We start from the raw sequence: 17,071 nt of genomic DNA, 5'->3' as shown, positions 1-17,071 counted from the left end.
CTCCAATCTTTTTTAAAAAAGTCCCGCAGCAGGCTACGGGACTTTTCCGCCTTGCACCACTACTGGCGCTCATTGATGTAGTTTACAGCATCACCAACAGTGCGGATTTTTTCCGCATCTTCATCAGGAATTTCCAGTCCGAATTCCTCTTCAAAGGCCATGACCAGCTCTACGATGTCCAGAGAGTCAGCTCCCAGGTCATCGATAAAAGCTGCTTCCATGGTTACTTCCTCTTCTTCGACACCCAGCTGTTCCACGATAATTTTCTTTACTCTGTCAAATACGCTTGCCATCGCTTCCATTCACCTCCTTCCCCAACTACATGACCATGCCGCCATCTACATTTATAACCTGACCGGTGATGTAACTGGCCGCCGGTCCAGCCAGGAATAAGGCTACAGCGGCTACATCTTCCGGTTGACCCAGCCGTTCCAGGGGTATCTGAGCCAGCAGCTCTTCCCTGACCTTTTCCCCCAGCACCCCGGTCATATCCGTCTGGATAAACCCAGGAGCAATAGCATTACAGGTAATTCCCCTGCTGCCCACTTCCCTGGCCACCGATTTGGTAAAGCCGATAATCCCTGCCTTGGCAGCTGCGTAATTGGCCTGGCCTGCATTACCTGTCAGGCCGATCACTGAAGTAATATTGATGATACGGCCAGAACGCTGTTTCATCATCGGCTTTAGAACCGCCTTGGTGCAGAGGAAGACCCCGGTCAGGTTGATATCAATTACCCGCTGCCAGTCTTCTCGTTTCATCCGCAAAAGCAGACCATCTCTGGTTATCCCGGCATTATTGACCAGGATATCGATGCGTCCAAAATCTGAAAGCACCTGGTTCACCATGTTTTCTACCTGTTCAGGCTGGGAGACATCGGCCTGTACCGCCCGGGCCCGACGGCCCATGGCCTTGATTTCATCCACTACTGCTTGCGCAGCATCTGCACTGCCGGAATAATTCACCACCACATCAGCTCCGGCCTGGGCAAAAGCCAGAGCAATGGCGCGCCCAATGCCCCGGGAGGCACCGGTTACCAGGGCAACTTTGTTTTCCAGCACCATTTTATCCAACCTCCCGCAACTCTGCAAGGGTGCGCTGGAAAGATTCTGCATCTTCCACGGCAAACACCCTGACCCCTTTATTTATTTTCTTAATCAATCCGCTTAAAACTTTTCCAGCTCCTACCTCAACGAATATATCCACTCCAGCTGCCACCATGGTCTGGATGCAATCTTCCCAGAGTACGGATTTTTGCACCTGTAACAATAAGGATTGTTTCAGCATTTTGGGATCTGTCAAGATCCGCCCGGAAACGTTGACCACTACCGGCACCTGCGGTGGATAAAACTCTACCTCATCCAGAGCAGGAGCCAGGCCCCTGGCAGCCGGTAACATCAGGCTGGAGTGAAAAGGTCCGCTGACATTTAAAGTCACCACCCGTTTGGCCCCTCTGGCTTTGGCCAGCTCCATAGCCTTTTCTAGAGCCGCCTTTTCCCCGGCAATTACAATCTGCCCGGGGCAATTGAAGTTAGCAGGTTCAACTACTCCCAGGGTTTCAGCTTCCCGGCAGACAGCTACTACCTGTTCCCTCTCCAGGCCCAGGATCGCTGCCATTCCGGCGGTTCCCGGAGGTGCTGCTTCCTGCATCAGTTCCCCGCGCCGCCGCACCAGCCGTAGAGCATCAGCAAAGGACAGCACTTCTGCTGCTACTAGAGCTGAATATTCTCCCAGACTGTGTCCAGCTACCATTGCTGGTTGAATCCCTGCATTGGCCAGTACCCTTAATGCTGCTACACTGACTGTGAGCAAAGCCGGCTGGGTGTTAGCTGTTCTTACCAGTTCCGTTTCCGGACCGTTAAAGCAGAGTTCGGAAAGCTTAAAGCCCAGGACTGCATCAGCTTCCTGAAAGACAGCTGCTGCTTCCGGATAAGTCTCAGCCAGGTTTTTGCCCATTCCTACATACTGGGAACCCTGGCCCGGGAAGACAAAAGCTAGTTTCATCCTCCCAACCCCCTCAGCCGGCTGTGGACAGCTTCAGCTTCCTGCACAATCTCCCGGATGATTTCAGCAGCAGGTTGAATTTTCTTGACCATCGCTGCTACTTGCCCGGCCATCAGGGAGCCAAATTCCACATCTCCGTCAATCATGGCCGCCCGCATTTTGCCTACTCCCAGTTTTTCAATCTCTTCCGGCGGGGCACAGCGCTTTTCCATTTCCTCAAACTGACGAGCCAGCTTATTCTTGATTACCCGGACCGGATGCCCGGTGCTACGCCCGGTAACTACTGTATCCCGGTCTTTAGCCTTGAGGATTTGTTCTTTAACTGCGGGATGGATGGTACACTCACTGGCACACATAAATCTGGTTCCCATTTGTACCCCGACAGCTCCTAAGGCCAGAGCGGCCAGAAATTGCCGTCCATCAGCAATACCGCCAGCAGCTATTACCGGTACCCTGACTGCATCTACCACCTGGGGTACCAGAGCCATGGTCGTCAATTCTCCCACATGTCCGCCGGACTCCGTACCTTCGGCGATGATGGCATCCACCCCCTGGCGTTCCAGGCGCTGGGCCAGGGCCACTGAGGCCACCACCGGAATTACTCTGATCCCGGCTTCTTTCAGAGCTGGCATGTAAACCCCGGGATTTCCCGCTCCGGTAGTCACCACTGCCACTTTTTCCCGGACAATAACCTCCATCACCTCTTTGACATGAGGGGACATGAGCATCACATTGACACCAAAAGGTTTACTGGTTCTTTCTTTAACCTGGCGAATCTGGTCCTGAACCCACTCCGCCGGAGCATGGCCGGAGCCGATAATTCCCAGTCCACCGGCTTCGGAAACAGCGGCTGCCAGTTCGGCAGTAGCCACCCAGGCCATACCTCCCTGGAAAATGGGATATTCAATTCCCAGTAAATCACATAAGGGAGTTTTGAATAACATTCTTTTCCCTCCTCTCCCGTTTTAACCCCAGCGCAGGGTGATCGCTCCCCAGGTCAGTCCAGCGCCAAAACCGACCAGAACCACATAGTCGCCTGAAGAAATTTTCCCTGCTGCTACCGCCTCTTGCAGTGCCAGGCCAATGGAAGCTGCTGATGTGTTACCATAGCGATCAACATTAACATGAACTTTTTCCATAGGTAATTCCAGGCGTTTAGCAGCAGCTTCAATAATGCGGATATTGGCCTGATGGGGTATAAAATAATCTATATCGGCATAAGTTAGGCCTGCTTTGCGAATAGCCGCATCTGCTGCATCTCCCATAATGCGCACTGCAAATTTAAAAACTTCCCGGCCATTCATATAAATCTTGTTGAGTCGCTGAGCCAGTACCTCCGGAGTAATGGGCTGGCGGCTTCCGCCTGCCGGCATATACAGCAATTCAGCCCCGCCGCCATCAGCCCCCAGTTCGAAGGATAAGAACCCATAACCGGGCTGTGCAGGGGTCAGCACTGCCGCTCCGGCCCCATCACCAAACAACACACAGGTATTGCGGTCAGTCCAATCTATGATCCGGGACAGTACTTCTGCCCCAATCACCAGCACATTCCGGTAAAGACCGGTCTCAATAAACTGGGCTCCTACCGTTAAAGCGTAGATAAAGCCGGTACATCCCGCCGATAAGTCCATGGCTGCTGCACGGCTGGCCCCCAGGGCAGCTTGCACCAAACAAGCTGTAGCTGGAAAGGGATAGTCAGGGGTCACAGTGGCCACCAGAATAAGGTCCAGTTCATCCGGGGAAAGCCGGGCCTGGGCCAGGGCCTCCCGGGCTGCCTCGATGGCCAGATGGGAAGTGGCCATCTGCTCAGGGGCAATCCGCCGTTCCTTTATCCCTGTTCGGGTCTGAATCCATTCATCATTAGTATCCACCATTTTCTCCAGATCGAAATTGGTCAAGATCTGTTCCGGCACAGCAGCACCGATGCCGGCAATGGTAGCTCTCAGTTTATTTTCCCTCATCGTACTCATCTCCTAAACGGCTAATAATTTCTGTTACTTGTTGCTCAACACAACGCGCTGCTACTTTGATAGCATTTTTAATCGCCCGGGCATCAGAACTGCCGTGACTGATGATAGTTATTCCCTGTAATCCCAGTAATGGGGCACCACCATATTCCCGGTAATCCATTTTTTCCTTCAGGGCAGTAAAAGCTGGCTTCATCAGTAATCCACCCACCTGGGCCAGGATGGACTGCGCAGCTGCTTCTTTAATCATACCCAGCAAAGCTCTGGCTAATCCCTCTGCTAGTTTCAATACTACGTTACCGGTAAAACCATCACAGACAACGACATCAGCCACTCCCATGGGCAGGTCGCGCCCTTCCACATTGCCTATAAAATTTAGTCCTGACTGCTGTTTCAGTAACTGGTAGGCTTCCTGCACTACCGGAGTCCCTTTGCTCTCTTCCTCCCCGATATTCAACAAACCCACTCTGGGATTAGGGATGGCCAGGATTTTTTCTGCATATATACTGCCCATCCAGGCAAACTGCAACAGATTACTGGCATCTACTTCGGCGTTAGCCCCTACATCCAGCACCAGACAGCGGCCCGTCAGGGTCGGCATGACTGTGGCAATAGCCGGCCGGTTAATCCCCTTAATACGACCATAGCCCAGCAAACTAGCAGCCATGGCGGCACCGGTATTACCGGCAGATACAAAGGCTGCCCCCTTTCCTTCTTTCACCAGTTTCACGCCAACAACCAGTGAGGAATTGCGTTTTTTCCGGACTGCCTGGCCGGGATGTTCATCCATCCCGATTACCTCCGGTGCATCCACAATTTCAATCATCAGTCCATCCCCACCGGCAGCCGTTATTTCCTCCCGCAGCTGTTCAGCCGGACCTACCAGAATTATACCCAGATTGAGCTCCCGGCACGCAGCCACTGCCCCTTTTACTATTTCCCGGGGAGCATGATCCCCGCCCATTGCATCAACTACGATTTTCATTAGCATCATCCTCCAGGGCAAATACAACAAACAGGCCTTTTAAAACATCCTGGCCTTTAACCGAAGATGTTACCTGAATATAATAGCGGTTTTGCTTGATTTTTACTACTTCGGCCCGGGCGATAACCCGCTCGCCCAGCCGGACAGGGCGCAGGAAAGAAACCCGGACAGTCCCGGTTAGAGCCAGCGGCGCATCCACCAGCGCTACGGCCAGGGAGTTAGCCTGGGCGAAGAGCAGATGGCCCCGGGCAATCCCGGTACGGCTGAAAACCATGTTGCTCTCAATAGTCAGGAGGGATAGTCCCTTTTTACCCAGTTCCAGCTCGATCAGCTCCCCGACTAGATCCGTGTCTGCCAGCGCCTTGAGTTTGCTCCATTGTCCTTCTGCCAGTTGTTTCATGCGTTCCCTTACTTCCGGGATACCCAGTTCCAGCCGATCCAGGCGGATGGTCTGAACCGACACCCCAAAGAGCTGGGCCAGTTCCTCATCGGTACTGAAGGGTGAATGCCGAATATGTTCTGCCAGTAACTGCTGACGTTCATCTTTTTTCAAAGGTCTTTCCATCAATAAGCACCTTCTCTTATTACCTGGTACTAATAGTAGTATATATAATCTTCTCAAAATATGCAAGTCATTATAAAAAACAAGAGACCAATCCACTCCGGATTGGTCTCTAAGTTTCATTTTGGATTGCGAGTAAACCTGTAAGCCGAGTTCTGTCGAGGATGGTCATCTATCTGGGACGACTGTTGCCAGCCGCCTCTAGCAACCTACCCGGGAGCAGGCCGGGCCAGCCTTCACGCTCCCCTATTCGGTCTTGCTCCGAGTGGGGTTTACCGAGCCGGTTAGTCGCCTAACCGCTGGTGAGCTCTTACCTCACCTTTCCACCCTTACCTGGCTCATGGGCTCCGGCCTCGAGGACTCCGGCCTCTATTCAGCCAGGCGGTTTGTTTCTGTGGCACTATCCTTGGAGTCGCCTCCACCGGACGTTATCCGGCACTCTGCCCTATGGAGCTCGGACTTTCCTCAGGAATCCGCCTTTCGGCCTTTATTCCCGCGACCATCCGGTTTACTCGCATAAGAAATAATACCATGAACGATAGTTCTTTGACAAGAAAAACTATTAACCATTAGTGGTAAAAACAGCATCCACCGATAAATTCCCGCAAAACACTATTGTTTGGGACCACATCTGCCGGTGCTGCCAGGAAATAACGTAACAGTTCCAGCAAACGTACTGCCTCACTGTATTCAGCCTGATCAGGAGTGATTTGCTGCAAAAGAGGTTCAGCCAGATTCTTCAGCACTGCCAGCTCATACACCAGACCGGAATTGAAAACGAAATCTGCTTCTTCCTGAAAAGGGAAAATATTGCGCTCTTCCCCCCGCCGTACCGCTGGCCACATGGCAATGGTGCTGGCAGCCGAATTACCCCGGAACTGGGCATCGCGGCAAATGCGGCGCAGCAAGCGGATATCCGAGGAATGGATTTGATTGGTTTTGTCAATATTGACATGGGTTAAAGCACTCACATAGATCTTAATTTTCTGAGAGAATGGCACCTGAGCCGTCAGCCGCTCATTCAAACCATGAATACCTTCGATGATTAGAACCTGACGGGGTTTTAGCTGCAGTTTGTTCCCGGTCCACTCTCTGCGGCCTGTAACAAAATTGAATCTGGGAATTTCCACTTCCTCACCAGCCAGCAGCTGGACCAGATGCTGATTAAAGAGGGGCAAATCCAGGGCATCTATGCTCTCGAAATCATAATTTCCATTTTCGTCCTTCGGTGTATCTTCTCTATTGACAAAATAATCATCCAGGGAGATGGCCAGGGGTTTGATGCCACTGGCCAGCAACTGAATACGCAGGCGCTGGGTAAAGGTGGTCTTGCCTGAAGAAGAGGGCCCGGCCACCAGTACCAGCTGGGCCTGTTCACAGCAGGCACTAATAGCCTCCGCAATTTCGCTGATTTTCTTTTCATGTCTGGCTTCTGCCACCAGAACGAGGTCGGCAAACTGCCCGGAACCAATGATTTTATTGATATCTTCCACATTATGTAAGTCCAGGTTGCGAATCCAGTCTTTGCTTTCATCATAAACCAGAGCCAGTTTTTTCTGTTCGTAAAAGGGCACCACCTGGAAGGGGTTTTGTTTATCAGGTAACTGTAAGACAAACCCCTCCAGATAGGGTCTGAGGCCAAAAACGGTTAAATAGCCGGTGCTGGGCACCAGAAAACCGGTAAAATAATCATAGATCTCTCCAAACCTGGCTAATTCCACCTCACCTCTAACACGATTCCGTAAAATCCGGGCTTTATCAGTGTGCCCCTGCTGTAATAAAATCTGATAAGCGTCTTTTTTACTGCCTTTCCAGGTGGTAAAAGGCAAGTCGGCAGCGACCAGTTCCCGCATTCTTTTTTCCAGAGCCAGCGCTGCATCTTCGAGGTCAAGGGGGCAGGCGGGCCGGAATTCACAATAGACCCCGGCACCCAGGGAATGTTCGATGCTGATCTGGCACTCGGGAAATAACTGTTTGGCAGCAATGGTTAACAAAAAATAAAGACTGCGGCGGTAAATGCGCAAACCTTCATCAGAAGTTAAATCTACGAATTCGATTTTATCCTGCTCCGGGTCAATTTCCGCTGTCAGGGGTTTTAGTAAATTATTGACTTTGGCTGCTACAATAGGGGAACGAGGGATAATATGCTGTTGTTTTAGATAATCAGCAACTGTGATAGTTGTTGCCAGCCCCTGTTTTAATTCCGCTTGTGCCATTGGTTTTCCTCCCCCGGTTTCTCTGGTTTCTCAAGCTTCAAAACTCGCCTGCCTGTCCATGGCCTGGTTGGCCAGAGCATCGGCCCGCTGGTTCTGTTCTCTCGGTATGTGCTGGTAAGTGACCTGGCGAAAATTTCGGGCCAGCTCCTTAACCCGGGCAAAGAGAGGTTTTAAACCCTCATTTTTAACCTTATAGATTCCTTTCAGCTGACGAATCATCAGTTCACTATCAGCCTTCACCACCAGCTCAGTCACCCCCAGGGCCTGAGCTGCTGCCAGTCCCTTGATCAAAGCCGTATATTCAGCTACATTATTGGTTGCCAGCCCGAGAAAATGACAGCCTTCGGTCAGCACCTCTCCCTCCGGGTTTAGCAGTACCCAGCCGCAACCCGCTGGACCGGGATTGCCCCGGGAGCCACCATCGGTAAACAGAATTGCCTTCATGACTAAGCCTCCTATATTTCCTGCCAGGGTTCCTTTTCCCTGGTGGACTGAATGATTTCTACAATCGCCCCGGCGCCGGCGGCCTTCTGCTGTAATTCCCGTACCCAGTAGGGTAGATAGAAGGCTTCAGTGGCAAAATGCCCGGCATCGATAAAACTCAACCCCATCTGCAGCATGTCCTGAGCCTCATGGTACTTGACATCTCCAGTGAGTAAAACATCAGCTCCCTGCATTTTTGCCCGGGCTGCCAGAGAAGCCCCTGAGCCGCTGCAGAGGGCGACTTTTTTCACGGTTTGCTCTGGACTACCACCTAACCGCAGGCGGGCAACCGACACAATTTCCTTGATTCTGGCTGCCAGCTGAGCCAGGGTCAGGGGCTGGGGTAAAAGTCCAATTCGCCCCAGTCCCAGAGCCGGGCCCTCATTGAGGAGAGGATAAAGATCATAGGCCACTTCCTCATAGGGATGAACCTTCAGCATGGCCTGCAAAACCCGTTTCAGTTTGCTTTTGGGACAAATGGTTTCCAGCCGGTATTCCTCTGCCCGTTCCAGTTGCCCTACCTGTCCCAGATAAGGATTTGTGCCAGTTAATGGTAAAAAAGTTCCGGTACCCTGGGTTTGAAAAGTGCAATGGGAATAGTTGCCGATATGACCAGCTCCGGCTTCTGCCATCGCCAGCCGCACTGCTTCCTCATGGCCAGCCGGTACAAACACCACAATTTTAATATACTCTTCCCTCCAGCCGGGTTCCAGCACCTGAATATCCTGCAAGTTCAGGGCCCGGGCCAAAGTGGCATTTATCCCCTTTTCAGCACTATCCAGGTTGGTATGGGCACTATAAACAGCAATGTTATTTTGAATCAAACGAGCCAGCAACCGGCCAGTCGCCGTATCAAAGCGAAGATTTTTCAAAGGTTTGAAAATCAAAGGGTGATGGGTTACCAGTAACCCGGCTCCTTGCTCAATAGCCTCTTCTGCTACGGCCGGTGTGCAATCAAGGGCCACCAGCACTTTATCTGTTTCAGCCCCTGGATCCCCTAACATTAAGCCCACATTATCCCATTCCGCCGCCAATTTGCGGGGAGCCAGTTCTTCTATCCAGCTGATGATTTGCCCGATTTTAGCCATGCTTCCACCTCCCCCAATTGTTCGAGGAATTTTTCCATTTCCCTGCTTCTGGCCAGCACCTTTGGACTGTGAGTTTGTCCCAGGGCAGTCAGTACCTTGCGGGTCTCATTTTTCAGCTTCTCCAGATAAGGGAGTAAAAGGGGATGTTTGCGGGCCAAGAGCGCCGGCCCAAAGACTCTGGTAATCCGGGATGAAAAAGGCTGCGGCCAGTGTTTTTCCTGGCGCCCATATTTAATAATTTGATAAAACTTGCCCTCTTCCTGCAACAACTCTTCATCCAGAACAAACCAGCCCCAGGCTGCCAGTTGTTCCCGTACCAGGGGAATATCCGTCATCGGCTGCAAAATCAGGTAACTACAGGCTTCCCGCACCATCGCACCGGCAGTCAAAATCTGAATCATCGTCTGGCCGCCCATGCCAGCGATAATAATCCCATCTGCTTCACCCGGACGGAGAATGGTTAAACCATCGCCCAAACGCACAGAGATACGGTCCTGTAAGCCAGCCTTAATCACTCTCTCCATTGCCAGTTGATATGGTCCCCGGTGTACATCACCGGCTATTGCCCGGGGGCAATGATCCGCTGCCACCAGCGCGATGGGTAAATAGGCATGATCGGTACCGATGTCGGCCGGAACCGACCCAGCCGGTACCATTCTGGCAATGGCCTCTAACCGTCGGGAAAGCTCCATTTTGCTACCTCCGCCGTTGTTTTTTCTGCCATAAATACAAGAGCGCTATTACCAGCAGGGCTGTACCTAAAAGGAAATAATTGGCGGTATGAAGATAAGCTGTCAGCTTATCCCAGTTTTCTCCCAGCAGATAGCCCAGATAAGCTAAAAAATAGGACCAGGGCAAAACTCCTAGCAGAGAATAAAGAGTAAAGCGCAGAAAATCCATCCTGGCTATCCCTGCCGGCAATGAAATAAAAGTCCGAATACCAGGCAATAAACGGGTAACAAACACCGTTATTTCTCCCTTTTCCTCAAACCAGCGATCAGCCAGTTGCAAATGATGGCGGGAAATCAGCAGATATTTGCCGTATTTCTCGATAAACGCACGGCCCCCAAAACGTCCTGCCAGATAGGCCAGCCAGGAGCCAACCACATTGGCCAGTGCCCCCAGTAGCCCTACCCACCAGAAGTTGAGTTGTCCCCGGGCCGCCAGTAAGCCCCCAAAGGGCATGATAATCTCACTGGGTATGGGTATACAGGCACTCTCCAGCACCATTCCAATGAATACTGCCAGATAGCCATAACGGGCCACTTCCTCCATAACCCAGTTAGTAAACGTTTGCCACACTTCCTCTCACACCCTTTCTCATACCAAGTATATCACACTCTCCGGCGAGAGGCCAATCACAGCAGCAACTGGCGTAACTCCGTCACCGAAGCAGCCAGAAAGTCAGGCCTAGCCGCTGTCAGCTCTGCCACACTACCATAACCGTATGTAACTGCAATGACTTTAATACCATTTTCCCGGGCCCCAATCACATCATGCTCCCGATCCCCCACCATCAACACCTGGTCCCGTTCAACTGCAAACAGTCCCAGCGCGTCACGAATCACTTCACCCTTATTGACCCGGCTGCCATCCAGATGACTGCCTACAATCGCAGCAAAATACTGGTCTAGCTGAAAATGAGCCAGTATTTTTTCTGCAAAAAGGGTAGGCTTGGAAGTGGCTACTGCCAGGCGACGGCCACTCCTGGTTAACCCGGCCAGTAATTCCGGCACACCGGCATAAACCCGGTTTTCATACATACCCCGTTCCCGGAAATATTCCCTGTAAAACGTCACCGCCTGGTCTGCTTCCGCTTCACTTAAGCCGTAGAATTTCTGAAAAGATTGTCGCAAAGGCGGCCCTACAAAGGCTACCAGCCGCTCCGGCTCTTTTTCTTCTATCCCCAGTTTGGCTAAAGCATATTGAACTGAGTTAATGATTCCCGGATGGGATTCCGTCAAAGTCCCATCCAGATCAAACAAAACTAACTTCACTTCGTTCTCCTCCCTGATAATAGCAAAAGAGCCAGGCCTTAGCCTGGCTTGTAATCTATGCTGGTGGGCGATACAGGACTCGAACCTGTGACCTCTTGCATGTGAGGCAAGCGCTCTAACCAACTGAGCTAATCGCCCTCTCCTGACTGGATAGTGGTGGGCCCAGCTGGACTCGAACCAGCGACCGACCGGTTATGAGCCGGTTGCTCTACCAACTGAGCTATAGGCCCAGCAATGGCTCCCCGAGCAGGACTCGAACCTGCAACCTACCGGTTAACAGCCGGGCGCTCTACCATTGAGCTATCGGGGAATGCCGCGACATTAGATATTATAAGGCAAATGCCGCTTCTGGTCAAGGCCTTTTTTGCCGAGATTTTATTCCAAAAAGTCTTTCAACTTTTTACTGCGGCTGGGATGGCGCAGTTTGCGCAAAGCCTTGGCCTCAATCTGGCGAATCCGTTCCCTGGTCACCCCGAATTCCTGACCCACTTCCTCTAAAGTCCTGGCCCGACCGTCTTCCAGGCCAAAACGCAAGCGCAGGACCTTTTCTTCCCGGGGGGTAAGAGTGCTCAGCACTTCCTCCAGCTGCTCCTTCAGCAGATGATAACTGGCTGCTTCCGCCGGTGCCGGAGCATCTTCATCTTCGATGAAATCTCCCAGATGGCTGTCTTCTTCTTCCCCGATAGGGGTTTCCAGGGACACCGGTTCCTGGGCGATTTTCATAATTTCCCGCACTTTTTCTACCGGTACATCCATAGCCTCGGCAATCTCTTCAGGTGAAGGCTCGCGCCCCAGTTCCTGCAAGAGCTGGCGGGAAACGCGAATCAGCTTGTTGATAGTTTCCACCATATGCACCGGAATCCGGATGGTACGAGCCTGATCTGCAATGGCCCGGGTGATAGCCTGACGAATCCACCAGGTGGCATAGGTACTGAATTTGTAGCCTTTGCGGTAGTCAAATTTTTCTACCGCCTTGATCAAACCCAGATTCCCCTCCTGGATCAGATCCAGGAACAGCATGCCTCGCCCCACATAGCGTTTGGCAATACTGACCACCAGGCGCAAGTTGGCTTCCGCCAGCCGGCGTTTAGCCTCTTCATCTCCCTGTTCCATGCGTTTAGCCAGCTCAATTTCCTCTTCCGGGGTCAACAAGGGCACCCGCCCGATTTCCTTCAAGTACATGCGAACCGGATCATCAATCCCGATACCTTCCGGTATATCCAGGTTCAGTTCATCTTCCAGGTTTTCGGTGAGAGGAAATTCATCATCTACAGGGGGCAAATCATCAGCCGGCAGCATGTCCACTTCCCCGGTTTCCGGCACCACTTCAATGCTCATCCCTGCCAGTGTTTCATAGACTTCATCGATCTGCTCCGGGGTTAATTCCACACCCTGGAGGGTGTCCATGATTTCGCCATAGGTCAAGAGGCCCCGTTTTTTGCCTTTGTCGATCAGTTTCTTGAGTTCTTCCTTGAGGGCGTTCATGTCTTTGCTATTTTGTTGTTCTTCGTTTTTTGCCATCAAGCTCCCCCCCTTTCCAGGGTGCTAGAATTATTCTGCAACCGGGTCAAACGGCTGGCCAGCTCCTTTACAGTCTGAAAATCCCGCCGTTCTTCCGCAGCCTTAATCTGTTTCAAAATCTCTTCCCGCTCTCTTTGTAGCCTTCCCTTCACCAGGGTTTGTATGCAATCCTGCAAGGTGGCTTCAGCCTGTTCCAGGGGCACTGGCAGAGTCAACAGTCGAGCAGTTACCGGGCCCAGTTCCACATCACTTTGCGGCAGGGCTCCTGTCTCCTGCCAGACCTGCATTGCCCTGGTCAGCTGTTCATCCCGCCAGGGTTTCTCCCCCAGACTGGCTTGCACTCGCGGCCACCAGTGGGGATATTCCACCACCAGGCGGGCCAGCCACCATTCTGCTTTGGTTAACCCATCCAGAATCGGATGGTTTGGCGAATTCTGGCTTACATTATCAATAGTATGCCTATTTTTTACAATTTTATCCCTCTGGCGCAAGAAAAGTCGCAATTCGCTTTCAATGGTCTCCCAGGACAGGTTGAGTTCCTGGCCCAGGCGTCGGATATATTCTTCCCGGCGCAAATGGTCACGAGTTGCGGCCAGACTGGGTATAATCAGCTGCAAGGTCTGCCTTTTGCCCGTAAGTGTGCTAAGGTCATAGCTCTCAGCACAGAGTTTGAGCTTAAAGTCCAGCAAATCCAGAGTTGTAGCCAGTAATTCCCTGAATTCTTCCACTGTATGTTTTTGCAAATATTCATCCGGGTCTTTCCCATCCGGCAAAACCAGTACCCGCACTTCCAGCCCCAGGCCCAGCAACAGGTCCAGGGAACGCAGAGCTGCCTTCTGTCCGGCCGGGTCAGCATCAAAGGCGATCACCACCCGGTCGGTATAGCGGCGCAACAGCTTGCCATGGGCTTCTGTCAAAGCTGTCCCCAGGGGAGCAACCACATTGGTAATACCTCGCTGATGGAGAGAAAGCACATCCAGATAACCTTCCACAACAATAGCCAGATTCTGGTCCCGGATTGCTTGCTGGGCTTGAAAGAGCCCATAGAGATTACTGCTCTTATCAAAAACAGGAGTTTCCGGAGTATTGAGGTATTTCGGCTGCCCCTCACCCAGGATGCGGCCACCAAAGGCAATAATTCTACCCCGGGTGTCGAAAATGGGAAATATAAGGCGGTGGCGAAAAAGGTCCAGATACTGGCCGGTATAACTGCCAGTGCGGCTCAACCCCCATTTCACCAGCACCCTGGGATCATAACCCCTTTTGCGGAAGGCTCTGGTCAGGTGGTCCCACTCCGGGCCGGCATAGCCCAGGGCAAATTTCTGTACAGTTTCCTGGTTTAAACCGCGCCGGACAATGTACTGTCTGGCCTCCTGACCTTCCGGCCTTTCCAGGCGCCAGCTAAAATATCTTGCTGCCAGCTGGTTGAGCTCATACCCTTCTGTCTTCTGACCCAGTTCCCTGGTCTCTCCCTCCATCACGGGCAGAGGCAATCCCGCCCGTTCTGCCAGCCGTTCCACCGCTTCCGGGAAAGTCAGGCGCTGGCTATCCATCAAAAAACGGATTACATCTCCTCCAGCCTGACAGCCAAAACAATAAAACATCTGCTTTTCCGGTGAAACGAAGAAAGAAGGAGTCTTTTCCTGATGAAAAGGGCAAAGTCCCACATATTCCCGCCCCTGGCGTTTCAGCAGGACATGTTCACTGATGACCTCTACTATATCATTGGCTGAGCGCACTTGCTCTATGAATTGGGGTGAAAGGAATCCTCCCACCAGCCTCACCTGCTTTAAAATTAGGATAAAAATAGAGTTCGCCATTAATAACAGATTTCCTGCTGCTTGTCAAGAGGCAATTTTAAGAGGTCAGACAATTTACTGTATATTCGCCTTAACAAGACAAATTCCTGCTTTATTCGAAAAAATTTATTGAAAAAGGGGAAACCCCCTGGGAACAAACAAGTCGGTATATTTTTTGATGGCATAACGATCGGTCATGCCGGCCACATAATCTACCACAGCCCGGGCCCGGTTCTCCTCCTCACTGCGACCCTGACTTTCCCCTTCCTGCCGGGCGATGGTCAAAAATTCAGCCGGAACCTGCTCCGGATGCTCGACATAATAACTGTAAAGCTCCTGCACTATGTTTTTGGCCTTCTCCTCTTCGGCTTTAGCCTGAGAACCCACATAAACCCGTTCAAAAAGAAAAGACCGCAAAGCCATGGTCGCTTCCCAGATTTCCGGACTCATCCTGATGCGCGGCTGCTGCCGGCTGGCTTCAATCATGTCCCTGACCATGATGTTTATACGCTCGGAGTGTTTTCGACCCAGCACTGTCAGCAAATCCCGGGGCAAATCATCCAGTTCCAGAACCCCGCCCCGGATGGCATCATCAATATCATGGTTGATATAGGCAATTCTGTCTGCAATTTTAACAATTTGCCCCTCGAGGGTAGCAGGATCCTGGTCACCGGTATGGTGGAGAATACCATCCCGCACTTCCCAGGTCAAATTCAGACCCGCTCCTCCGCCTTCTATTTTGTCCACGATCCGCAAACTTTGTTCATTATGGGCAAACCCGGGCAGGTAGACTTCCTGCAAAGCCTCTTCCCCAGCATGACCAAAAGCAGTATGGCCCAGGTCATGGCCCAGGGCAATAGCTTCCGTCAGATCTTCGTTCAAGCGCAGGGCCCGGGCAATAGTGCGGGCGATTTGCGCTACTTCCAGGGTATGGGTCAACCGGGTACGGTAATGATCTCCTTCAGGAGCAATAAACACCTGGGTTTTATGTTTTAAACGGCGAAAAGCCTTGGAATGCAAGATCCTGTCCCGGTCCCGCTGAAAGGCGGTGCGGACATCACACTCTTTTTCCTCCCGCTGCCGGCCACGGCTAAGGCTGCTGCGAGCAGCAAACGGGGAAAGGTGTTCTTCCTCCCATAGTTCTGTTTCTCTTCTGATCATATTCTCACCTCAAAAAGTTAGCGACGACGAATAGCTGCCGTGGCCAGAGCAACCTGGGCCACCCGTTTCCCCAGCATTTCTGCCCGGCGGACCGCATCCTGATCCTGGTCAGCGGGTTTTTGCGCCCCTACCCCCTGGTGACCGCAATCGAGTTCGGCATAACCGTCACCGACAATGATCATCCCATGGACCAGCATCATATCATGCATGGCAGCTACTGCCGTCTCCTGGCCCCCAAACCGGGATGCTCCACAGGCCATAGCCGCTCCTACCACATTCAGTAAATGTTTGTCCCGCCGCAAATATCGGGTTTTATCCCAGAATGCTTTCAATTGTCCACTGACAGTACCAAAATAGACAGGGCTGGCCATAATAACCCCATCGGCCTTTTTCAGCAGTTCATAGGTTTCGCCCAGTTTATTGTTATGGGCACAGACCCCGGCACAGGGATTGGTACAGACCGTACAAAAGGGTACCTTTACATCTGCCAGAATTTCTGCGGCCTGGATAATTTCCGTCTGCGCTCCTAAGGTTGCTGCCCCCTTTAAGGCCTGTTCCAGCAAAAAACCGCTATTGCCATCCTGGCGGGGACTGCCATTGATACCTATTATCAGCATCTATTTCTTCACCTCTTACTCTTAATTTCCTAATAATATATTCGCTCAGCCCTTTTTTTCTTCCTGCCCCGACAAAGAAAATTCACAAAGGTTTCGATAAATTGGCCCCTGAGCGGTTAAGGTACTGGCAATCAGGGCAAATCCGGTTACCGGCCAGGGTGGCAATAGGATATTTTGCTGCGGCGGCCAGTAAACCCTGGCCCCTTCTTTTACCCGGGCCAGGGTAATATGGGGTCGCCAGCCCCTGGCTTCCGGTGCCATTCCCCAGCGGCTCAAGGCTTCATCCACCTCTGTCTTTAACTGAAATAGCCGCTGACTATCCCTCTCCGTCCTGCCTCTTACCCCCCACCAGAGCACCCGGGGAGCCAACCGATCGGGGAAAGCCCCTGGCCCGGAAGACTGCAGAGTAAAAGGCGATAGTGAAATCGAAGCCAGATGTTTTTGCAGGCTGGGAAGGCTTTTTTCATCTACTTCTCCCAGAAAGCGCAGGGTCAGATGCAAGTTCTCCTTTTCTACCCATTTGACCCCGGGACAGGGCACCTCCAGGCCTGCTAAGCGCTCCCGCCACTGCCCAGGCAACCATAAACCAAGAAACAGACGCACGTCAATTCCTCCTTCGCATAGGAAAAAGGCTGTTAAAAACCAGCGGTAGCGGTCTTTAACAGCCCTCATC

General features: G+C 52.0%; 18 protein-coding genes, 3 tRNA genes and 1 other RNA gene. All 22 read right to left on the bottom strand.

Annotation, left to right across the window (positions count from 1 at the left end):
- Window positions 1–59: 59 nt before the first annotated feature.
- On the bottom strand, window positions 60–293 hold the full coding sequence (locus tag CTH_RS05005) for an acyl carrier protein (RefSeq protein ID WP_107754271.1): 234 nt from the start codon (window positions 291–293) through the stop codon (window positions 60–62).
- A gap of 25 nt (window positions 294–318) precedes the next feature.
- Window positions 319–1,062: a 3-oxoacyl-[acyl-carrier-protein] reductase gene (fabG, locus tag CTH_RS05000; RefSeq protein ID WP_107753238.1), complete on the bottom strand. Its 744-nt coding sequence runs from the start codon at window positions 1,060–1,062 to the stop codon at window positions 319–321.
- Window position 1,063: 1 nt separating this feature from the next.
- A complete protein-coding gene (fabD, locus tag CTH_RS04995) occupies window positions 1,064–2,002 on the bottom strand; it encodes an ACP S-malonyltransferase (RefSeq protein ID WP_078665125.1) in 939 nt (312 codons plus the stop codon).
- Complete coding sequence (fabK, locus tag CTH_RS04990) at window positions 1,999–2,946, bottom strand: enoyl-[acyl-carrier-protein] reductase FabK (protein ID WP_107753237.1); 948 nt, start codon at window positions 2,944–2,946, stop codon at window positions 1,999–2,001. The genes fabD and fabK overlap by 4 nt, the downstream gene beginning before the upstream one ends.
- Before the next feature lie 21 nt (window positions 2,947–2,967).
- Window positions 2,968–3,963 carry a beta-ketoacyl-ACP synthase III gene (locus tag CTH_RS04985; protein WP_078665127.1) on the bottom strand — a complete coding sequence of 332 codons (996 nt, stop codon included), beginning with the start codon at window positions 3,961–3,963 and terminating at the stop codon, window positions 2,968–2,970.
- Window positions 3,950–4,954, bottom strand: coding sequence for a phosphate acyltransferase PlsX (plsX, locus tag CTH_RS04980; RefSeq protein WP_078665128.1), 1,005 nt, complete (start codon window positions 4,952–4,954; stop codon window positions 3,950–3,952). The genes CTH_RS04985 and plsX overlap by 14 nt, the downstream gene beginning before the upstream one ends.
- A complete protein-coding gene (gene fapR, locus CTH_RS04975; RefSeq protein ID WP_078665129.1) occupies window positions 4,938–5,519 on the bottom strand; it encodes a transcription factor FapR in 582 nt (193 codons plus the stop codon). Before fapR ends, plsX begins: the two co-directional genes overlap by 17 nt.
- A 125-nt stretch (window positions 5,520–5,644) precedes the next feature.
- An RNA gene (gene rnpB / locus CTH_RS04970) (RNase P RNA component class A) lies at window positions 5,645–6,031 on the bottom strand.
- A 54-nt stretch (window positions 6,032–6,085) separates the two neighbouring features.
- On the bottom strand, window positions 6,086–7,732 hold the full coding sequence (locus CTH_RS04965; protein ID WP_107753234.1) for a nucleoside kinase: 1,647 nt from the start codon (window positions 7,730–7,732) through the stop codon (window positions 6,086–6,088).
- A 30-nt stretch (window positions 7,733–7,762) separates the two neighbouring features.
- A complete protein-coding gene (locus CTH_RS04960) occupies window positions 7,763–8,176 on the bottom strand; it encodes a ribonuclease HI family protein (RefSeq protein ID WP_078665131.1) in 414 nt (137 codons plus the stop codon).
- 11 nt (window positions 8,177–8,187) lie between these two features.
- Entirely contained in the window at window positions 8,188–9,303 is a 1,116-nt protein-coding gene (locus CTH_RS04955; protein ID WP_078665132.1) for a Nif3-like dinuclear metal center hexameric protein, read from the bottom strand.
- Window positions 9,270–9,995 carry a tRNA (adenine(22)-N(1))-methyltransferase gene (locus CTH_RS04950; RefSeq protein WP_078665133.1) on the bottom strand — a complete coding sequence of 242 codons (726 nt, stop codon included), beginning with the start codon at window positions 9,993–9,995 and terminating at the stop codon, window positions 9,270–9,272. Before CTH_RS04950 ends, CTH_RS04955 begins: the two co-directional genes overlap by 34 nt.
- Before the next feature lie 4 nt (window positions 9,996–9,999).
- Window positions 10,000–10,605, bottom strand: coding sequence for a DedA family protein (locus CTH_RS04945; protein WP_242946601.1), 606 nt, complete (start codon window positions 10,603–10,605; stop codon window positions 10,000–10,002).
- Between the two features lie 56 nt (window positions 10,606–10,661).
- Window positions 10,662–11,300 carry an HAD family hydrolase gene (locus CTH_RS04940; RefSeq protein WP_159073820.1) on the bottom strand — a complete coding sequence of 213 codons (639 nt, stop codon included), beginning with the start codon at window positions 11,298–11,300 and terminating at the stop codon, window positions 10,662–10,664.
- 61 nt (window positions 11,301–11,361) lie between these two features.
- Window positions 11,362–11,438 (bottom strand) — tRNA-Val (locus tag CTH_RS04935).
- 16 nt (window positions 11,439–11,454) lie between these two features.
- Window positions 11,455–11,530 (bottom strand) — tRNA-Ile (locus tag CTH_RS04930).
- A 5-nt stretch (window positions 11,531–11,535) separates the two neighbouring features.
- Window positions 11,536–11,610 (bottom strand) — tRNA-Asn (locus CTH_RS04925).
- Between the two features lie 65 nt (window positions 11,611–11,675).
- Window positions 11,676–12,785 carry an RNA polymerase sigma factor RpoD gene (gene rpoD, locus CTH_RS04920; protein WP_477021184.1) on the bottom strand — a complete coding sequence of 370 codons (1,110 nt, stop codon included), beginning with the start codon at window positions 12,783–12,785 and terminating at the stop codon, window positions 11,676–11,678.
- Between the two features lie 35 nt (window positions 12,786–12,820).
- A complete protein-coding gene (dnaG, locus tag CTH_RS04915; protein WP_159071835.1) occupies window positions 12,821–14,596 on the bottom strand; it encodes a DNA primase in 1,776 nt (591 codons plus the stop codon).
- Between the two features lie 150 nt (window positions 14,597–14,746).
- Window positions 14,747–15,781, bottom strand: a complete 1,035-nt coding sequence (locus CTH_RS04910; RefSeq protein WP_078665137.1) for a deoxyguanosinetriphosphate triphosphohydrolase — start codon at window positions 15,779–15,781, stop codon at window positions 14,747–14,749.
- A gap of 17 nt (window positions 15,782–15,798) precedes the next feature.
- On the bottom strand, window positions 15,799–16,398 hold the full coding sequence (locus tag CTH_RS04905) for a flavodoxin family protein (protein WP_078665138.1): 600 nt from the start codon (window positions 16,396–16,398) through the stop codon (window positions 15,799–15,801).
- 45 nt (window positions 16,399–16,443) lie between these two features.
- Entirely contained in the window at window positions 16,444–17,001 is a 558-nt protein-coding gene (gene thpR / locus CTH_RS04900) for an RNA 2',3'-cyclic phosphodiesterase (RefSeq protein WP_159071834.1), read from the bottom strand.
- Window positions 17,002–17,071: the final 70 nt, after the last annotated feature.

Origin of the sequence: Carboxydocella thermautotrophica, from assembly GCA_003054495.1 — a bacterium.
Lineage (GTDB): Bacteria > Bacillota.
The sequence above is the reverse complement of the archived record's forward strand: the minus strand, read 5'-3'. Positions and strand labels throughout refer to the sequence as shown.

Bases quoted from the DNA above. Each gene is read 5' to 3' on its own strand.
- CTH_RS05005 (WP_107754271.1), bottom strand. From the start codon at position 293: ATGGCAAGCGTATTTGACAGAGTAAAGAAAATTATCGTGGAACAGCTG.
- fabG (WP_107753238.1), bottom strand. From the start codon at position 1,062: ATGGTGCTGGAAAACAAAGTTGCCCTGGTAACCGGTGCCTCCCGGGGC.
- fabD (WP_078665125.1), bottom strand. From the start codon at position 2,002: ATGAAACTAGCTTTTGTCTTCCCGGGCCAGGGTTCCCAGTATGTAGGA.
- fabK (WP_107753237.1), bottom strand. From the start codon at position 2,946: ATGTTATTCAAAACTCCCTTATGTGATTTACTGGGAATTGAATATCCC.
- CTH_RS04985 (WP_078665127.1), bottom strand. From the start codon at position 3,963: ATGAGGGAAAATAAACTGAGAGCTACCATTGCCGGCATCGGTGCTGCT.
- plsX (WP_078665128.1), bottom strand. From the start codon at position 4,954: ATGAAAATCGTAGTTGATGCAATGGGCGGGGATCATGCTCCCCGGGAA.
- fapR (WP_078665129.1), bottom strand. From the start codon at position 5,519: ATGGAAAGACCTTTGAAAAAAGATGAACGTCAGCAGTTACTGGCAGAA.
- CTH_RS04965 (WP_107753234.1), bottom strand. From the start codon at position 7,732: ATGGCACAAGCGGAATTAAAACAGGGGCTGGCAACAACTATCACAGTT.
- CTH_RS04960 (WP_078665131.1), bottom strand. From the start codon at position 8,176: ATGAAGGCAATTCTGTTTACCGATGGTGGCTCCCGGGGCAATCCCGGT.
- CTH_RS04955 (WP_078665132.1), bottom strand. From the start codon at position 9,303: ATGGCTAAAATCGGGCAAATCATCAGCTGGATAGAAGAACTGGCTCCC.
- CTH_RS04950 (WP_078665133.1), bottom strand. From the start codon at position 9,995: ATGGAGCTTTCCCGACGGTTAGAGGCCATTGCCAGAATGGTACCGGCT.
- rpoD (WP_477021184.1), bottom strand. From the start codon at position 12,785: ATGAACGCCCTCAAGGAAGAACTCAAGAAACTGATCGACAAAGGCAAA.
- CTH_RS04910 (WP_078665137.1), bottom strand. From the start codon at position 15,781: ATGATCAGAAGAGAAACAGAACTATGGGAGGAAGAACACCTTTCCCCG.
- CTH_RS04905 (WP_078665138.1), bottom strand. From the start codon at position 16,398: ATGCTGATAATAGGTATCAATGGCAGTCCCCGCCAGGATGGCAATAGC.